This is a genomic window from Mycobacterium sp. 5-140-3-2 (assembly GCF_035666375.1).
GTDB lineage: Bacteria > Actinomycetota > Actinomycetes > Mycobacteriales > Mycobacteriaceae > Mycobacterium > Mycobacterium intracellulare.
Genome location: NZ_CP142025.1, coordinates 652,199 through 666,340, shown reverse-complemented (window position 1 = coordinate 666,340; position 14,142 = coordinate 652,199). Strand labels below are relative to the sequence as shown.

Here is a 14,142-nt window from a genome sequence, read left to right as displayed (position 1 = left end):
GACACGAGCGGCGCCGCGCTGCCACCACGCACGGACACGCTGACGTCTGCATCAGAGCTTCGGAGGCCGGTAGGACATGAGTGACGGCGAGCGCGACGCCACTCGTAACGGTCGGCATGCACCGGGCGAGGTTCACGCCCAACCGATCCCGACGGGCCCGTCGCCGAGCCTGGGCGCCGCTCCCTGGGAGCGATTCTTCGAACCGCCGCCCGACGACAACATCCATCGCTGGCAGCCCGAAACGGCCGTCGAGCCCGCCGCGCCGCAGGAAGTCGACGACACCGAGCACACCGGAAGCCACGCCGGGGGCGGGGTCAGCGTCGCCGATCTGATCGCCAAAATCGGTGCCCCCGACCGGCCCATCCACAGACGCGCGGCCCCGGAGGTCGAGCCTTCCGAGCCCGAATTCCCCGAGCCCGAATTCCCCGAACCCGAATTCTTCGAGCCCCGCCCCCAAGCCTTCCGGCCCGAGCCCGAACCGCCGCTCGAGCTGCAGAAAACACAGGTCATCGACGACCTCGCCTACTCGTTCGACGCGGTCTCCGAGCTTCGCGAGCTCATGGACGCCGACTACCCGAACGAGGACGAGCCCGACGAGCCGGCATCCGGCGCCGTCGACACCGCCGCCGAGGAGCCCAAACGCCGGCGCCCGATGCTGCTGGCCGGCCGCTCGGTGGCGGCGCTGGCCGCCGTGCTGGCGCTGGTGATGACCGGCGGGGCCTGGCAGTGGAGCACGTCGAAGAACGCCCGGCTCAACACGATCAACGCACTCGACCCGCACTCGGACGACATCCGCGACGCGAACGGGCAATACGGCGACGAAGACTTCTTGATCGTCGGCCTCGACTCGCGCGCCGGGGACAACGCCAACATGGGCGCCGGCGACACCGACGACGCCGACGGCGCCCGCTCGGACACCGTCATGCTGGTGAACATCCCGGCCAATCGCAAACGCGTGGTGGCGGTGTCGTTCCCGCGCGACCTGGCGATCACCCCGATGCAGTGCGAGGCCTGGGACCCCACCACCGGCAAGTACGGCCCGCTCTACGACGCGAAGACGCAGACGTGGGGACCGAAGATGGTCTACACCGAGACCAAACTGAACTCCGCGTTCGCCTTCGGCGGCCCGAAGTGTCTGGTGAAGGAAATCCAGAAGCTGTCCGGATTGAGCATCAACCGCTTCATCGCCGTCGACTTCTCAGGCTTCGCGAAAATGGTGGATGCCCTCGGCGGCGTCGAGGTGTGCTCGAGCACCCCGCTGCACGACTACGAGCTGGGCACCGTCCTTGAACACGGCGGGCGCCAGGTTCTCGACGGTTCCACCGCGTTGAATTACGTACGGGCCCGCCAGGTCACCACGGAGATCAACGGGGACTACGGCCGCATCAAGCGCCAGCAGCTGTTCTTGTCGTCGCTGCTGAGGTCGTTGATCTCGGCGGACACGCTGCTTGACCTCAACAAGCTCAACAACGTCGTCAACATGTTCATCAGCGACACCGTCGTCGACAACGTGAAGTCCAAGGACCTGGTGCAGCTCGGTCAGTCGTTGCAGGGGATGGCGGCCGGCCACGTCACGTTCGTGACGGTGCCCACCGGCGTCACCGACCAGAACGGCGACGAGCCGCCCCGCATGTCCGACATGCGGGCGCTGTTCGACGCCATCATCAACGACGATCCGCTGCCGGAGGAAAACGACCAGAACGCAAAGAATTTGGGCGCATCGTCCGGCTCGGGCACGACGGGCGCGTCGAAGGCCCCGACCACCAGGAAACCGTCCCCGACGCCGGAGGCCCAACACGAACAGGTCACCACGACCTCGCCGAGCGGTGTGACCGTGCGGGTTTCCAACGCCACCACGCAGACCGGGCTGGCGGCGACCGCGACCACCCAGCTCAAGCGGGACGGCTTCAACGTGATGGCCCCCGACGACTATCCGAGTTCGGTGACCGCGACGACGGTGCTGTTCTCGCCCGGCAACGAAGAGGCCGCGGCCACCGTGGCGTCCTCGTTCGCCAACGCCAAGGTCCAGCGGGTGTCCGGCTACGGGCAGGTCGTGCAGGTGGTTCTGGGCCCCGACTTCAAGTCGGTCACCGCCCCCTCGCCGAGCGGCTCGCCGATGAGTTTGCAGATCGAACGCGGCTCGAGCAACGCGCCGGCCAAGCTCCCCGAGGACCTGACCGTCACCAACGCGGCCGACACCACCTGCGAATAAGCCGTTTTGACGGCGCTCCGCGGCCTGTCTGGGACGCGGGGAACGTATCCTTGACGACATGCGAACCGCCTACCACGAGCAACTCTCGGAGTTATCCGAGCGGCTCGGCGAGATGTGCGGCTTGGCAGGAATCGCCATGGAGCGGGCCACCCAAGCCCTGCTGCAGGCCGACTTGGTGCTGGCCGAACAAGTGATCTCCGACCACGAAGCGATCGCCGCGATGAGCGCACGCGCCGAGGAAAGCGCCTTTGTGCTGCTGGCATTGCAGGCGCCGGTGGCCGGTGATCTGCGCTCGATCGTGAGCGCCATTCAGATGGTGGCGGACATCGACCGCATGGGTGCGCTGGCGTTGCACGTCGCCAAGATCGCCCGACGGCGGCATCCCCAGCACGCCCTGCCCGAAGAGGTCAACGGCTACTTTGCCGAAATGGGCAGCATCGCAGTCGAATTGGGAAACAGCGCCCAAGAGGTGGTGTTGTCGCGCGACCCGGAGAAGGCGGCCCGGATCCGCGAAGAAGACGACGCGATGGACGATCTGCACCGGCACCTGTTCTCGGTGCTGATGGACCGGGAATGGAAGCACGGCGTGGCGGCGGCCGTCGACGTGACGTTGCTGGGCCGCTTCTACGAGCGTTTCGCCGACCACGCCGTCGAGGTGGCCAGGCGCGTCATTTTCCAGGCGACCGGCAGACTGCCCGAGGAAGAGGCGAAACCGCCGTCCAGCTAGCCGAAACGGCCCGAGATGTAGTCCTCGGTCGCCTTTTGATTCGGGTTGGAAAAGATCTTCTCGGTGTCGTCGACCTCGATCAGCCGCCCCGGTTTCCCGACGGCTTCCAGGTTGAAAAACGCGGTGTAGTCGCTGACCCGGGCCGCCTGCTGCATGTTGTGGGTGACGATGACGATCGTGTAGTCCTGCTTCAGCTCGCTGATCAGCTCCTCGATGGCCATCGTCGAGATCGGGTCCAGCGCCGAGCACGGCTCGTCCATGAGCAGCACGTCGGGCTGCACGGCGATGGCCCTGGCGATGCACAGCCGCTGCTGCTGCCCGCCGGACAGACCACCACCGGGCCGGTCCAACCGATCCTTGACCTCGTCCCACAGGTTCGCGCCGCGCAGCGAGTATTCGGCCGTCTCATCGAGCACCTTGCGATTGCGCACCCCTTGCAGCTTCAGGCCGGCCACCACGTTGTCGCGAATTGACATGGCGGGGAACGGGTTCGGACGCTGGAACACCATCCCGATGGCCCGGCGCACACCGACCGGGTCGACACCGGCGCCGTAGATGTCCTCGTCGTCGAGCAGCACGCTGCCCTCGACGCGCCCGCCGGGCACCACCTCATGCATGCGGTTGAGGGTGCGCAGCACCGTCGTCTTGCCGCACCCCGACGGGCCGATGAACGCGGTGACGCTGCGCGGCAACACCGTCAGCGTCACCTCCGCGACGGCGTGAAACGACCCGTAGTAGATGTTGACGCCCTTGAGGTCCAACCGTTTGGCCACTACTGCTCCTGCCTATGACTTTCTGGCGCCAAGGAATTTCGCTATCACTCGAGCCACGATATTGATCGCGGCGATCACCAGGATGAGGGTTAACGCGGCACCCCACAACCGATCCGTGGGGATGGGGTTGAGGCCCGCGCCGACCGACGTCTGGTTGTACATCATGCCTGGCAGCGTCCCCATGAAGTCGCTGAAGATGTTGAAGTTCATCGATTGCGCATAGCCGACGAGGATCAACAGCGGCGCCGTCTCCCCCATCACCCGTGCCATCGCCAGCAAGATCCCGGTGACGATGCCGGACAGCCCGGTGGGAATGACCACCCGGACGATGGTCTTCCACTTGGTGATGCCCAGGGCGTAGCTGGCCTCGCGCAGATCCACCGGAACCACCCGCAGCATTTCCTCGGTCGCCCGCACGATCACCGGCAGCATCAGCAACACCAGCGCCAGCGATACCGCGAACTCCGAGCGGGGCAGGCCCAGCGTGGCCACACACAACGCGTAGACGAACAACGCCGCCACGATCGAGGGCACCCCGCTCAGGATGTCCACCATGAACGAGGCCAACCGGCCCAGCGCGGTGCCGCCGCCGTATTCGACCAGATAGATCGCGACCATCAGACCGATCGGAATGGAGATGGCGGCGCACACCAATCCCTGCAGCACGGTGCCGACCAGCGCGTGGTAGGCGCCGCCGCCGGTCACGAAGGCCGTCATCCCGGCTTGCGAGTGCGACCACCAAACGGTCGACGTGATCGCCTTGACTCCCTTGACGGTCACCGACCACAGCACCATCACCAGCGGCGCCACGGCGACCAGCAATGCCAGTGAAACCAGTACGGTCGCAACACGATTCGCGGTACGGCGGCGCCGGGACAGCGGTGAGAACGTCCGCGACTTGAGCGGGCGGTCCAGCATCGACGTCATCGCGCGGCCTTTCGGCCGGCCCCGGCGACGGCGCCCCGGGCCAGGGCGTCGACGAGGAAGGTGAGCGCGAAGAGTGTCAGGCCCGCGGCGATGTAGGCGCCCGACTTGAACCGGTCGTCGAACTCGGCCGCGGCGCCCGCGATCTTGGTGGCGAAGGTGGAGCCGCCGTCGAACAGCGACCAGCCGAACGCCGACTGGGTGCCCCGCAAGATGATCAGCAGCGCGACTGTTTCACCCAGCGCGCGCCCCAGCCCCAGCATCCCGCCGCTGATGTAGCCGGACCGCCCGAACGGCAGGGTGACGGTCTTGACCACTTCCCATCGGGTGGCGCCCAGCGCCAGCGCGGCTTCGATCTGGTCCTGCGGTGTCTGGACGAAGACCTCGCGGGCGACGGCGGTGACGATGGGCAGGATCATCACCGCCAAGACGATGCCGCCGGTGAAGATGGTGCCGCCGCCTGCGGCCGACGCGTTGCCGTCGGCGAACAGAAAGCACCAGCCCATGGAGCGGTTGAGCCAGGTGGCGATGGGCCGCAGTTGTGGCGCCAACACGTATAGACCCCAGGCGCCGTAGATGATCGAGGGAACCGCGGCCAGCAGATCGACCGCGTACGCCAGCGGCGTCGCCACGCGCCGCGGCGCGTACTGGGTGATGAAGAGGGCGACGCCCAGCGCGACGGGCATGGCCAAGGTCAACGCGAACAGCGACACGAACACGGTCACCGGCAACAGGCTGGCGATCCCGAAGTGCATCGCCGACGGGTCGGTGGTGACCCAGTTACCGCCGTAGCTGAAGAAGTTCTCGCGGTTGCGCTGCAACGCCGGTGCCGCGCGCCCGAGCAGGAAGACGGCGATCGCGGCGATCACGACGATGATCAGCACGCCCGAGGTCTGCGCGAGCCGCCGGAATATCCGGTCTCCCACATGCGGTCTGGCCTCGCCCCACGGGCTGGTGGGTATCGTCGGCGACTCGGGAATGGACGTGGCGAGGACCGCGCCCGCGCCCGAGTCGATTGGGTTTGGCCCCGAAAACTCCGTCACTGCGATCTCACCTGGTCACTGCAGCGCATCGATCGCGGCGACCAGTCGTTCCTTGACCTTATCGGGCAGCGGAATGTAACCGGCCGAGGAAAGTTCGGCCTGCCCGCTGGTGGCGGCGATGGAGAGGAACGATTTGATTGCCCCGGCGGTCTCGGCGTCGTAGCCCTTGGAGCAGACGATCTCGTAGGTGACGAGCACCAGCGGATAGACGCCCGGCTCCTGCGAGCCGTACATGGCGTTGAGGTCGAGCAACAGGTCGTTTCCCTCGCCGAGGAATTTGGCCGCCTTGATGGCGTTTCCGGCCGTGTCGTTGGTGAGCGGGACCACCCCGCCGCGGGTGGCGATTTTGGCGTAGGACATGCGCGCCTGGTCGGCGAAGCCCTTCTGGACGTATCCGATGGCGCCCGGAATGGTCTGGACGGCCTGGATGACCCCGGACGACTTCGCCGCGCCCTCGCCGACGCCGCCCTGGAATTCCGTACCGACCCCTTTGGCCCAGCTCTGCGGGGCGGCGGCGGTCAGATACTTCTGCACGTTGTCGGTGGTTCCCGACGAGTCGGACCGGTAGATCGGCGTGATCCTGGTGTCGGGCAGGGCCACTCCCGGGTTGAGCCCGACGAGGATGGGGTCGTTCCAGGTGGTGATCTTGCCGGTGAAAATTTTGGCCACCGCGTCACTGCTGACCACCAGGGCCGGATTCCCCGGCAGGTTGTAGGCGAGCGCGATCGGGCCGAACACCAGGGGCAGGTCCCACGCCGGGTTCCCGCCGCACCGGCTGGCGGCCGGTCCGATCTGTTCGGCGACCAACGGAGAGTCGGCCCCCGCAAAGTCCACGTGCCCGGCGATGAACTGCTCGCGACCGGCGCCCGACCCGGTCGGGTTGTAGGCCAGACCCTTGCCCGGGCAGTACTGGCCCCACACCTGGTTGAAGACTGTGATGGCGTTCGCTTGCGCGGTCGAGCCTTCCGCCGTCAGGTTGTTCTTGCCGCCACACCCCGCGGTGCCCGCGGGGGCGGTGACGCTGGGCGCCGCGGCTTTGGGACGGTTCTCGTCGCTGCCGCAGGCGGTCAGCGCCGCGACGCCGAGTGCCGTCGCCAGCACCACCGCGGCCGCCGCCCTGCCCTGCCTGTCGAGCTTCACCGATCTCGCTTTCATGACACCGTTCAAGACGCATGTGGGCGCCGCTGGTCATCCCCTGCCAGGTTGCCCGTCGCGGCGAAAGTATGCGCCGCCCCGGCGCACAGCAACGCCTCGGTAGCAAGGACCAGGTTAACGATCCGGCTCGACGCCCCGCGTACCCGCGGTCAGTTGGCCGCGGGTGTGACCGCGTATGCGGTGTCGACGCTGTAGGTGGTGAACCCCAAGCGCTGGTAGGTGCGCACGGCGGCGACGTTGTCCGACTCGACGTAGAGCATGACGGTGGGATCGGCGGCGTCGGCCAGGCGGCGGGCCAACCATTCGATGCCGACGGCGGTCAACGCCTGGCCCAGTCCGCGGCCCTGGGCCGACGGATCGACGCCCACGACGTACACCTCCCCCAACCCGGGCCGATCGAGGTGCACCTTCGTCCAGTGAAAACCCAGCAGCCTGCCGCCCTGATCGCCGGCGGAGTCATCGAACGCCAGAAATAAGCCGGCCGGGTCGAACCACGGTTCGTCGCGCCGCTCCGCCAGTTCGACGTCGGTCCAGCCGCCCTGCTCGGGGTGGTAGGCAAACGCGGCGTTGTTGACGCGCAGCAGCTCGGCGTCGTCGGCCGTGCCCGAATAGGTGCGGATCTGCACCCCGGGCACCGACGGCGCGGTGTCGGGGAGATCGCGCAGCGAGCGTCGCATCTGCATCAGTTCCCGCACGGGCGCCAGGCGCAGCGCGGACGCGGTCGCGCGGGCGGGCTCGAGCGTGCCGTGCGCCCAAAACCGGTTGCTCGCACCCGTTTTGGACAACGCCGCGCGAATCAGCGCGGCCCCGATCCCGCGCCGACGCGCCCGTGGGTGCACGACGAGTTCGGCCATGGCCGTCTCGCCCTCGCGGGCCGGGCTGAGATTGAGATAACCGACGATTGCGCCGGCGTCGTCCGAGGTGATCCGCAGGTGCTCGGTGCGGTCGTGTCCGAGTTCGCGCAGTACCTGCTCGCCGACGGGCGCCACCCCATCGAATTCCGTTGCAGCACCGACAAGTTCGCGCACGCCCCGCTGTTCGTCGTCGGTCAGCGTCCGGCGCCAGTCGGGCGGGATCACTGAGTGTGCAAGGGATCGACCAACGGATCTTTGACATCCTCGGAGTCGGATTCCGCATTGGATTCGCCGCCATCCGTGCCGTCGGGGTCGGACGAGTCGGCCGCCGGAGTGCGGCCGCGGGCCGGGCGGACCGCCTTGTAACCCACGTTGCGGACCGTGCCGATCAACGCCTCGTGCTCGGAACCGAGTTTGGCCCGCAGCCGACGCACGTGCACATCGACGGTGCGGGTGCCGCCGAAGAAGTCGTACCCCCACACCTCATGCAGCAACTGCGCCCGCGTGAATACCCGCCCGGCGTGCTGAGCCAGGTACTTGAGCAACTCGAATTCCTTGTAGGTGAGATCGAGGGGGCGGCCACGCAGCCGGGCGGTGTAGGTGCCTTCGTCGATCACCAACTCGCCCAGGCTCACCTTGCCGGCGCTTTCCTGGTCCGCGAGCCCGCCGCGGCGGCCGACCACCAGCCGCAGCCTCGCGTCGATCTCGGCCGGTCCGGTGGTGGGCAGCAAGATCTCGTCCAGACCCCAGTCCGCGCTGATGGCCACCAGCCCGCCTTCGCTCACCACCGCCAACACGGGAACCGACCGGCCGGCGGTGCTCAGCAGGCGGCACAGCCCACGCGCGGACGACAAATCGGTGCGCGCATCCACAATCACGGCGTCCGCCGTCCCGGCCTCGAGCAGCGAAGCTGGTTCCGGCGGCGCCGTCCGCACGGGATGCGGAAGCAGCGACAACGAGGGCAGGACCGGATCGGGATGCAGCTCCGAGGTCAGCAGTAAAAGCTCCAACTAGTCCCTCCAGCTCGGGGGAACGGCATCTCCCAAATTCACAACGCCATCACGCGTTAGTTACCAGGTCATCTAACGATAACGTGTTACCTGGTTTTTTCGCGTGGCGGACGAGCCACTGTGAGCCCCGCCACGGGCGATCCGGCCCCGCCGGGGGTTACGCCACAATATGCGGGTGCGCAAGGTGCTGATTGCCGTGACCGCGACCGCGATCCTGCTGGCCGTGGTCGCCCTCGGCGCGATCGGAGTCGACTACGGCACCAGCATCTATGCCGAATACCGGCTGTCGGCCAGCGTGCGCAAGGCGGCCAACCTGGGCAGCGACCCGTTCGTGGCCATCGTGGCGTTTCCCTTCATTCCGCAGGCCATGCGCGGCAACTACGACCAGGTGGAGATCAAGGCCAACGCCGTCGAACACGCGATGACCGGCAAAGCCACCCTCGAGGCCACGATGTACTCGGTGGATCTCGCGCATGCGGCGTGGCTGATCACGCCCGACGCGAAGCTCGCCGTGCACAAGCTGGAAAGCCGCATCATCATCGACTCGACCCACCTGGGCCGCTACCTGGGCATCAGCGACCTGATGGTCGAGGCCCCGCCCAAGGAAACCAACACCTCGACCGGCGGCGTCACCGCGTCGGGCATCTCCGACAGCCATGGGCTGGTGTTCACCGGCACGCCCAAATCCTCCGGCTTCGATCACCGCGTCAGCGTCTCGGTCGACCTGTCCATCGCCCCCGATGACCCGGCGACGTTGGTCTTCATCCCCACCGGCGTGCTGACCGGGCCGGACACCGCCGACCAGACCGTCCCGGCCGACAAGCACGACGCGGTGCTGCACGCCTTTGCGGGCAGGCTTCCCGATCAGCGACTTCCCTTCGGCGTCGCGCCCACCACCGAGGGCGCGCGCGGCTCCGACGTCATCATCGAGGGCATCACCTATGGAGTAACGGTGTCCCTCGATGGGTTTAAACGGTCATGACGCACGCTGACGATGCCGCCGAACGCGGCGATGGCCAGGGGTGGCGCGCATGATGACGGTGATCGTGGTGACCGTCGCCGCGCTCGCCGTCGCGACGCTGCTCGGCTGGCTGTTGACCCGCCGCTCCGGCAGCATCCGGGAAATCGATCCCGGGCCGGATCGCGACCCCGCCGCCGACGTCGCAGCCCTGGGACTTTCCCGCGGCGGCCCGACCGTCGTGCATTTCAGTGCCCCGTGGTGCGGGCCGTGCGACCGGGTGCGCCGGGTCGTCACCCAGGTCTGCGACGACCTGGGCGACCCGGGATCTCCGATAGCCCACGTCGAGGTCGACCTGGACGCCAATCCCGAGACCGCGCGCCGTTATTCGGTGCTGTCCCTGCCCACCACGTTGATCTTCGACATCGACGGGCGGCAGCGCTACCGGACCTCGGGAGTGCCCAGCGCCGCCGACCTGCGGTCCGCCCTGAAACCGCTGTTGGCTTGACCACGGTGTCATTGGGTAAGCTGACCGACGTGTTAGCCCGCCTCGAGCCCATGCTCACCAAGCGCCGCGCAGTTGCGCTGTGCCGCACCGCGGGCTGTTGTTGTTGCTGTTGCTGCTGAGTAGCCGCGCCTTCGCGTAGCACTCGGAGCGGGCCCGGATCCCGACCGTGGCACCTCTCCCATCGTCGTTTCCGTCAGCAACAGGGGTATTCGAGGAGTAACACCTTGCCGAGCAGCAACACCGCCACGCAGCCCGACCTCGTCGACGTGCGTGGACCACGATTTGCCGCGTGGGTGACCACCGGGGTCTTGATCCTGACGCTGGTCGTGTCGGCGGTCAGCCCAGCCGCCGCGGCGGCGATCCTTGCCATCCAGGCCGTCATCTTCGCCATCGGCGCCGTCGCCGGGCCCCGCCAGCACCCCTACGGCCGGATATTCGCCGCCGTCGTCGCGCCCCGGCTGGACCCGGTGCAGGACCGCGAACCCGCCGCGCCGCTGAAGTTCGCCCAACTCGTCGGCCTGATCTTCGCCGTGCTGGGTACGGCCGGTTTCGCCGCCGGTGCCGTCCTGGTCGGCGTCATCGCCACCGCGGCCGCCCTGGCGGCCGCGTTCCTCAACGCGGCCTTCGGAATCTGCGTGGGCTGCCAGCTCTACCCACTGGTGGCCCGCTTGCGAGGCGGCGCGCGCCCCACCTGACCTGCTGTAACCAAAAGTGATCGAAAGGACCCACTCCATGGCACGCTCCGACGTCCTGGTCTCGACCGACTGGGCTGAGAGCAATCTCGACGCGTCCGGCGTCGTCTTTGTCGAAGTCGACGAGGACACCAGCGCTTACGACGCCGGTCACATCCCCGGCGCGATCAAGCTGGACTGGCGCTCCGATTTGCAGGACCCGGTCAAGCGCGACTTCGTCGACGCCCAGCAGTTCTCGAAACTGCTCAGCGAGCGCGGCATCTCCAATGACGACACCGTGATCCTCTACGGCGGCAACAACAACTGGTTCGCCGCCTACGCGTACTGGTACTTCAAGCTGTACGGCCACGAGAAGGTCAAGCTGCTCGACGGCGGCCGCAAGAAGTGGGAGCTCGACGGCCGCGCACTGTCCAGCGATACCGTCAGCAGGCCCGCGACGTCGTACACGGCGGCCGCACCGGACAACAGCATCCGGGCGTTCCGCGACGACGTCATCGCGGCCATCAACGTCAAGAACCTCGTCGACGTGCGTTCCCCCGACGAGTTTTCCGGCAAGATCCTGGCGCCCGCGCATTTGCCGCAGGAACAAAGCCAGCGGCCCGGCCACATCCCGGGCGCCATCAACGTGCCTTGGAGCAAGGCCGCCAACGAGGACGGCACCTTCAAGTCCGACGAGGAGCTGGCCGAGCTGTACGCCGCGGCCGGCCTGGACGGCGACAAAGAAACGATCGCCTACTGCCGCATCGGCGAGCGGTCGTCGCACACCTGGTTCGTTCTCTACGAATTGCTCGGGCACAGGAATGTCAAGAACTACGACGGCAGTTGGACGGAATACGGTTCCCTGGTGGGGGCCCCGATCGAGTTGGGAAGCTGATATGTGCTCTGCACCGAAGCAAGGACTGACGTTGCCCGCCAGCGTCGACCTGGAAAAGGAAACGGTGATCACCGGCCGCGTCGTGGACGGCGATGGCCAGGCAGTGGGTGGCGCGTTCGTCCGCTTGCTGGACTCGTCGGACGAGTTCACCGCCGAGGTGGTGGCCTCGGCCACCGGTGACTTCCGGTTCTTCGCCGCTCCCGGATCCTGGACGCTGCGCGCACTGTCGGCGGCCGGCAACGGGAACGCCGTCGTGACGCCGTCGGGCGCCGGCATCCACGAGGTCGACGTCAAGATCGCCTGATCGGCCAGCTGCCCGCGACTGTGCCGCGACGGGACGAATAGACTTGTCCCCGTGGTGCTGTTCTTCGAGATCATGCTGGTTGTGGCGGTCGTGGTGATTTCATGGTTCGCCCTCTACACCCTCTACCGGCTCATCACTGACGAGTCGTGACCCGCGCCGGCGACGATCCAGAGCGCAGCGATGGGGAGGAGCGACCATGACCTCCGACGAACCGTTGAGTGCGGCTAGTTCCGGCGACCGGGCGGTGGCCGCCGCCGCTGAGCGCGCCAAGGTGACCGCCGGCCGCAACATCCAGTCCTTCGATGACCTGCCCCTACCCGCCGACACCGCCAACCTGCGCGAGGGCGCGAATCTCAATGACGCGCTGCTGGCGTTGCTGCCGCTGGTCGGCGTGTGGCGCGGCGAAGGCGAGGGCCGCGGCCACGACGGCGACTACCGGTTCGGCCAGCAGATCGTGGTCTCTCACGACGGCGGCGACTATCTCAACTGGGAATCGCGATCCTGGCGGCTGAGCGCGACGGGCGATTACCAGGAGCGCGACCTGCGTGAGACCGGTTTCTGGCGCTTCGTCAACGATCCCGACGACCCCAGCGAATCCCAGGCGATCGAGCTCCTGTTGGCCCATTCGGCGGGCTATGTCGAACTGTTCTACGGGCGCCCGCGCACCCAGTCGTCGTGGGAGCTGGTGACCGATGCGCTGGCCCGCAGCAGATCCGGCGTGCTGGTCGGCGGCGCCAAACGGCTCTACGGCATCGTCGAGGGCGGCGATCTGGCCTATGTCGAGGAGCGGGTCGACGCCGACGGCGGCCTGGTGCCGCATCTTTCGGCGCGGTTGTCCCGGTTCGCCGGCTAGCGGCTCGGTAGCGGCCGCCGGCATGGAGCGGCCCCCGAGCCGTATTCCAGGTCGGACAAAACCGGAAGCTCGGGGGCCGGGTGACTGCGGGGAATTCGCCAGCGCATCTGTATCGCCAGCTCTTCCGAGCCGATGCAGCTAGCGCGCAGCCACCTCACATGTCCATGAAGCTATCAATTTCTCGGACCACCTCCTTCCTTGTGTACGGCCGACCGTACCCGCGAATCCCAGAGGCGACAACAGGATTCAGCGCTCAGCGATCGCTGACGATGGCGGCGTCGACCAATTCGGCGAAGTCCGCCGCCATCGGCGACCGCGGCAGCGGCAATCCGTTGAGGGTATGCACCCGGGCGGCCAACGTCATGCTCGAGATCAGCCAAACACCTTGCGCAGCAACCAGATCCGCGACGCGCAGCGCCCGGTAGTCGCAGTCGTACCCCTTTGCCCGGGCCACCTCGAACAGGGCCTGCTGGGTGGTGCCGCGCAGAATCGGATACCACGGCGGGGGCGTCAGCAGGCACGGCGTGCCCTCGGGTGCATCGGAGTCGGTGGCGACCACCACGGTCGAGCGTGGGCCCTCCAGGATGTAACCGTCCGTGCTGACGAAGATGACGTCACCGGCATCCTGGCGGCCGGCGTGGCGCAGGGCGGCCATGTTCACCGCGTAGGACAGCGTCTTGGCGCCGGCCAGCAGCCACGGCATCGCGTCGACGCCCGTGGCGGGCAGTCCGCGATCGAGGGTGATGGCCGCCAGTCCGTTGCGTCGGACCGCGGTGACGCGTTCGGGAACGCCGTTGACCATGACGTAGGCCGTCGGCGTCGAACCGCCCTCCCGGCCACGGCTGTAGATCAGCCGCATCGCGCCTTCGTCCGCGGTGCCCGCGCACCACCGCCGCGTGGCCGCCTCGATCGCACTACGCCAGCGCGGCAGATCCGGGGCGGGCAGATCGGTCAGCACGGCCGACTGGGTCAGCCGCTGCAGATGCGATTCGATCAGACAGGCCCGGCCGTCGCGCACCAACAGCGTCTCGAAGACGCCGTCGCCGCGCACCGCCGCCAGGTCGTCGGCGTGCAACAGCGGCGCGTCCGGCGAATGGATTTCGCCGTCCAGCGTGACGATCACACCGTTCGGGCCAGCCATGGTGGAAAAGCCTATCGGCTCAACGCTCCCGGGCCGAATGTGAAGCCGGCCGCACAGTCGTCAACGAACGTGCGGCGAGCTGCACACTCGTTGGGCGCACACTCGACGGCCGTA

The 14,142-nt window shown here is 67.6% G+C and carries 15 protein-coding genes; 8 read left to right on the top strand and 7 right to left on the bottom strand.

Features of this window, described 5'->3' with window-relative positions; translation table 11 throughout:
- Positions 1–76 precede the first annotated feature (76 nt).
- Both P6281_RS03370 and phoU read left to right on the top strand, forming a co-directional pair.
- The gene (locus tag P6281_RS03370; protein WP_324738611.1) at positions 77–2,212 is read left to right on the top strand and encodes an LCP family protein; all 2,136 of its coding nucleotides are present in this window, start codon (positions 77–79) and stop codon (positions 2,210–2,212) included.
- 58 nt (positions 2,213–2,270) lie between these two features.
- The gene (gene phoU / locus P6281_RS03365) at positions 2,271–2,939 is read left to right on the top strand and encodes a phosphate signaling complex protein PhoU (protein ID WP_008263921.1); all 669 of its coding nucleotides are present in this window, start codon (positions 2,271–2,273) and stop codon (positions 2,937–2,939) included.
- On the opposite strand, the gene pstB is transcribed toward phoU, so the two are convergent.
- From pstB to P6281_RS03335, 6 genes are all read right to left on the bottom strand, one after another.
- Positions 2,936–3,712 carry a phosphate ABC transporter ATP-binding protein PstB gene (gene pstB / locus P6281_RS03360; protein ID WP_008263919.1) on the bottom strand — a complete coding sequence of 259 codons (777 nt, stop codon included), beginning with the start codon at positions 3,710–3,712 and terminating at the stop codon, positions 2,936–2,938. The two genes, phoU and pstB, sit on opposite strands and share 4 nt — an antisense overlap.
- Before the next feature lie 12 nt (positions 3,713–3,724).
- On the bottom strand, positions 3,725–4,639 hold the full coding sequence (gene pstA / locus P6281_RS03355) for a phosphate ABC transporter permease PstA (protein ID WP_036458183.1): 915 nt from the start codon (positions 4,637–4,639) through the stop codon (positions 3,725–3,727).
- Positions 4,636–5,679, bottom strand: a complete 1,044-nt coding sequence (pstC, locus tag P6281_RS03350) for a phosphate ABC transporter permease subunit PstC (RefSeq protein WP_036458181.1) — start codon at positions 5,677–5,679, stop codon at positions 4,636–4,638. The genes pstA and pstC overlap by 4 nt, the downstream gene beginning before the upstream one ends.
- A gap of 15 nt (positions 5,680–5,694) precedes the next feature.
- Positions 5,695–6,819 (bottom strand): phosphate ABC transporter substrate-binding protein PstS, encoded by a 1,125-nt coding sequence (pstS, locus tag P6281_RS03345; protein WP_179300170.1) that lies wholly within the window; start codon positions 6,817–6,819, stop codon positions 5,695–5,697.
- A 164-nt stretch (positions 6,820–6,983) separates the two neighbouring features.
- Positions 6,984–7,913, bottom strand: coding sequence for a mycothiol synthase (gene mshD, locus P6281_RS03340; RefSeq protein ID WP_095662548.1), 930 nt, complete (start codon positions 7,911–7,913; stop codon positions 6,984–6,986).
- Positions 7,910–8,698: a winged helix-turn-helix transcriptional regulator gene (locus P6281_RS03335; RefSeq protein WP_014710924.1), complete on the bottom strand. Its 789-nt coding sequence runs from the start codon at positions 8,696–8,698 to the stop codon at positions 7,910–7,912. The genes mshD and P6281_RS03335 overlap by 4 nt, the downstream gene beginning before the upstream one ends.
- 169 nt (positions 8,699–8,867) lie before the next feature.
- Between P6281_RS03335 and lmeA the strand changes: the two genes are divergently transcribed.
- The 6 genes from lmeA to P6281_RS03305 all read left to right on the top strand — a co-directional run bounded on the left by lmeA (position 8,868) and on the right by P6281_RS03305 (position 12,887).
- Entirely contained in the window at positions 8,868–9,680 is an 813-nt protein-coding gene (gene lmeA / locus P6281_RS03330) for a mannan chain length control protein LmeA (RefSeq protein WP_036458179.1), read from the top strand.
- Between the two features lie 49 nt (positions 9,681–9,729).
- Positions 9,730–10,164: a thioredoxin family protein gene (locus P6281_RS03325; RefSeq protein WP_009955017.1), complete on the top strand. Its 435-nt coding sequence runs from the start codon at positions 9,730–9,732 to the stop codon at positions 10,162–10,164.
- A 224-nt stretch (positions 10,165–10,388) separates the two neighbouring features.
- A complete protein-coding gene (locus P6281_RS03320) occupies positions 10,389–10,859 on the top strand; it encodes a DUF4395 domain-containing protein (protein ID WP_036458177.1) in 471 nt (156 codons plus the stop codon).
- Between the two features lie 37 nt (positions 10,860–10,896).
- A complete protein-coding gene (locus P6281_RS03315) occupies positions 10,897–11,730 on the top strand; it encodes a sulfurtransferase (protein ID WP_008263910.1) in 834 nt (277 codons plus the stop codon).
- A gap of 1 nt (position 11,731) precedes the next feature.
- Positions 11,732–12,034, top strand: coding sequence for a DUF1416 domain-containing protein (locus P6281_RS03310; protein ID WP_008263909.1), 303 nt, complete (start codon positions 11,732–11,734; stop codon positions 12,032–12,034).
- A 196-nt stretch (positions 12,035–12,230) separates the two neighbouring features.
- The gene (locus P6281_RS03305; protein WP_036458175.1) at positions 12,231–12,887 is read left to right on the top strand and encodes an FABP family protein; all 657 of its coding nucleotides are present in this window, start codon (positions 12,231–12,233) and stop codon (positions 12,885–12,887) included.
- A 253-nt stretch (positions 12,888–13,140) separates the two neighbouring features.
- On the opposite strand, the gene P6281_RS03300 is transcribed toward P6281_RS03305, so the two are convergent.
- A complete protein-coding gene (locus P6281_RS03300; protein ID WP_014381787.1) occupies positions 13,141–14,010 on the bottom strand; it encodes an aminodeoxychorismate lyase in 870 nt (289 codons plus the stop codon).
- Between the last annotated feature and the right edge of the window lie 132 nt (positions 14,011–14,142).

Bases quoted from the DNA above. Each gene is read 5' to 3' on its own strand.
- P6281_RS03370 (WP_324738611.1), top strand. From the start codon at position 77: ATGAGTGACGGCGAGCGCGACGCCACTCGTAACGGTCGGCATGCACCG.
- phoU (WP_008263921.1), top strand. From the start codon at position 2,271: ATGCGAACCGCCTACCACGAGCAACTCTCGGAGTTATCCGAGCGGCTC.
- pstA (WP_036458183.1), bottom strand. From the start codon at position 4,639: ATGACGTCGATGCTGGACCGCCCGCTCAAGTCGCGGACGTTCTCACCG.
- lmeA (WP_036458179.1), top strand. From the start codon at position 8,868: ATGCGGGTGCGCAAGGTGCTGATTGCCGTGACCGCGACCGCGATCCTG.
- P6281_RS03325 (WP_009955017.1), top strand. From the start codon at position 9,730: ATGATGACGGTGATCGTGGTGACCGTCGCCGCGCTCGCCGTCGCGACG.
- P6281_RS03315 (WP_008263910.1), top strand. From the start codon at position 10,897: ATGGCACGCTCCGACGTCCTGGTCTCGACCGACTGGGCTGAGAGCAAT.
- P6281_RS03310 (WP_008263909.1), top strand. From the start codon at position 11,732: ATGTGCTCTGCACCGAAGCAAGGACTGACGTTGCCCGCCAGCGTCGAC.
- P6281_RS03305 (WP_036458175.1), top strand. From the start codon at position 12,231: ATGACCTCCGACGAACCGTTGAGTGCGGCTAGTTCCGGCGACCGGGCG.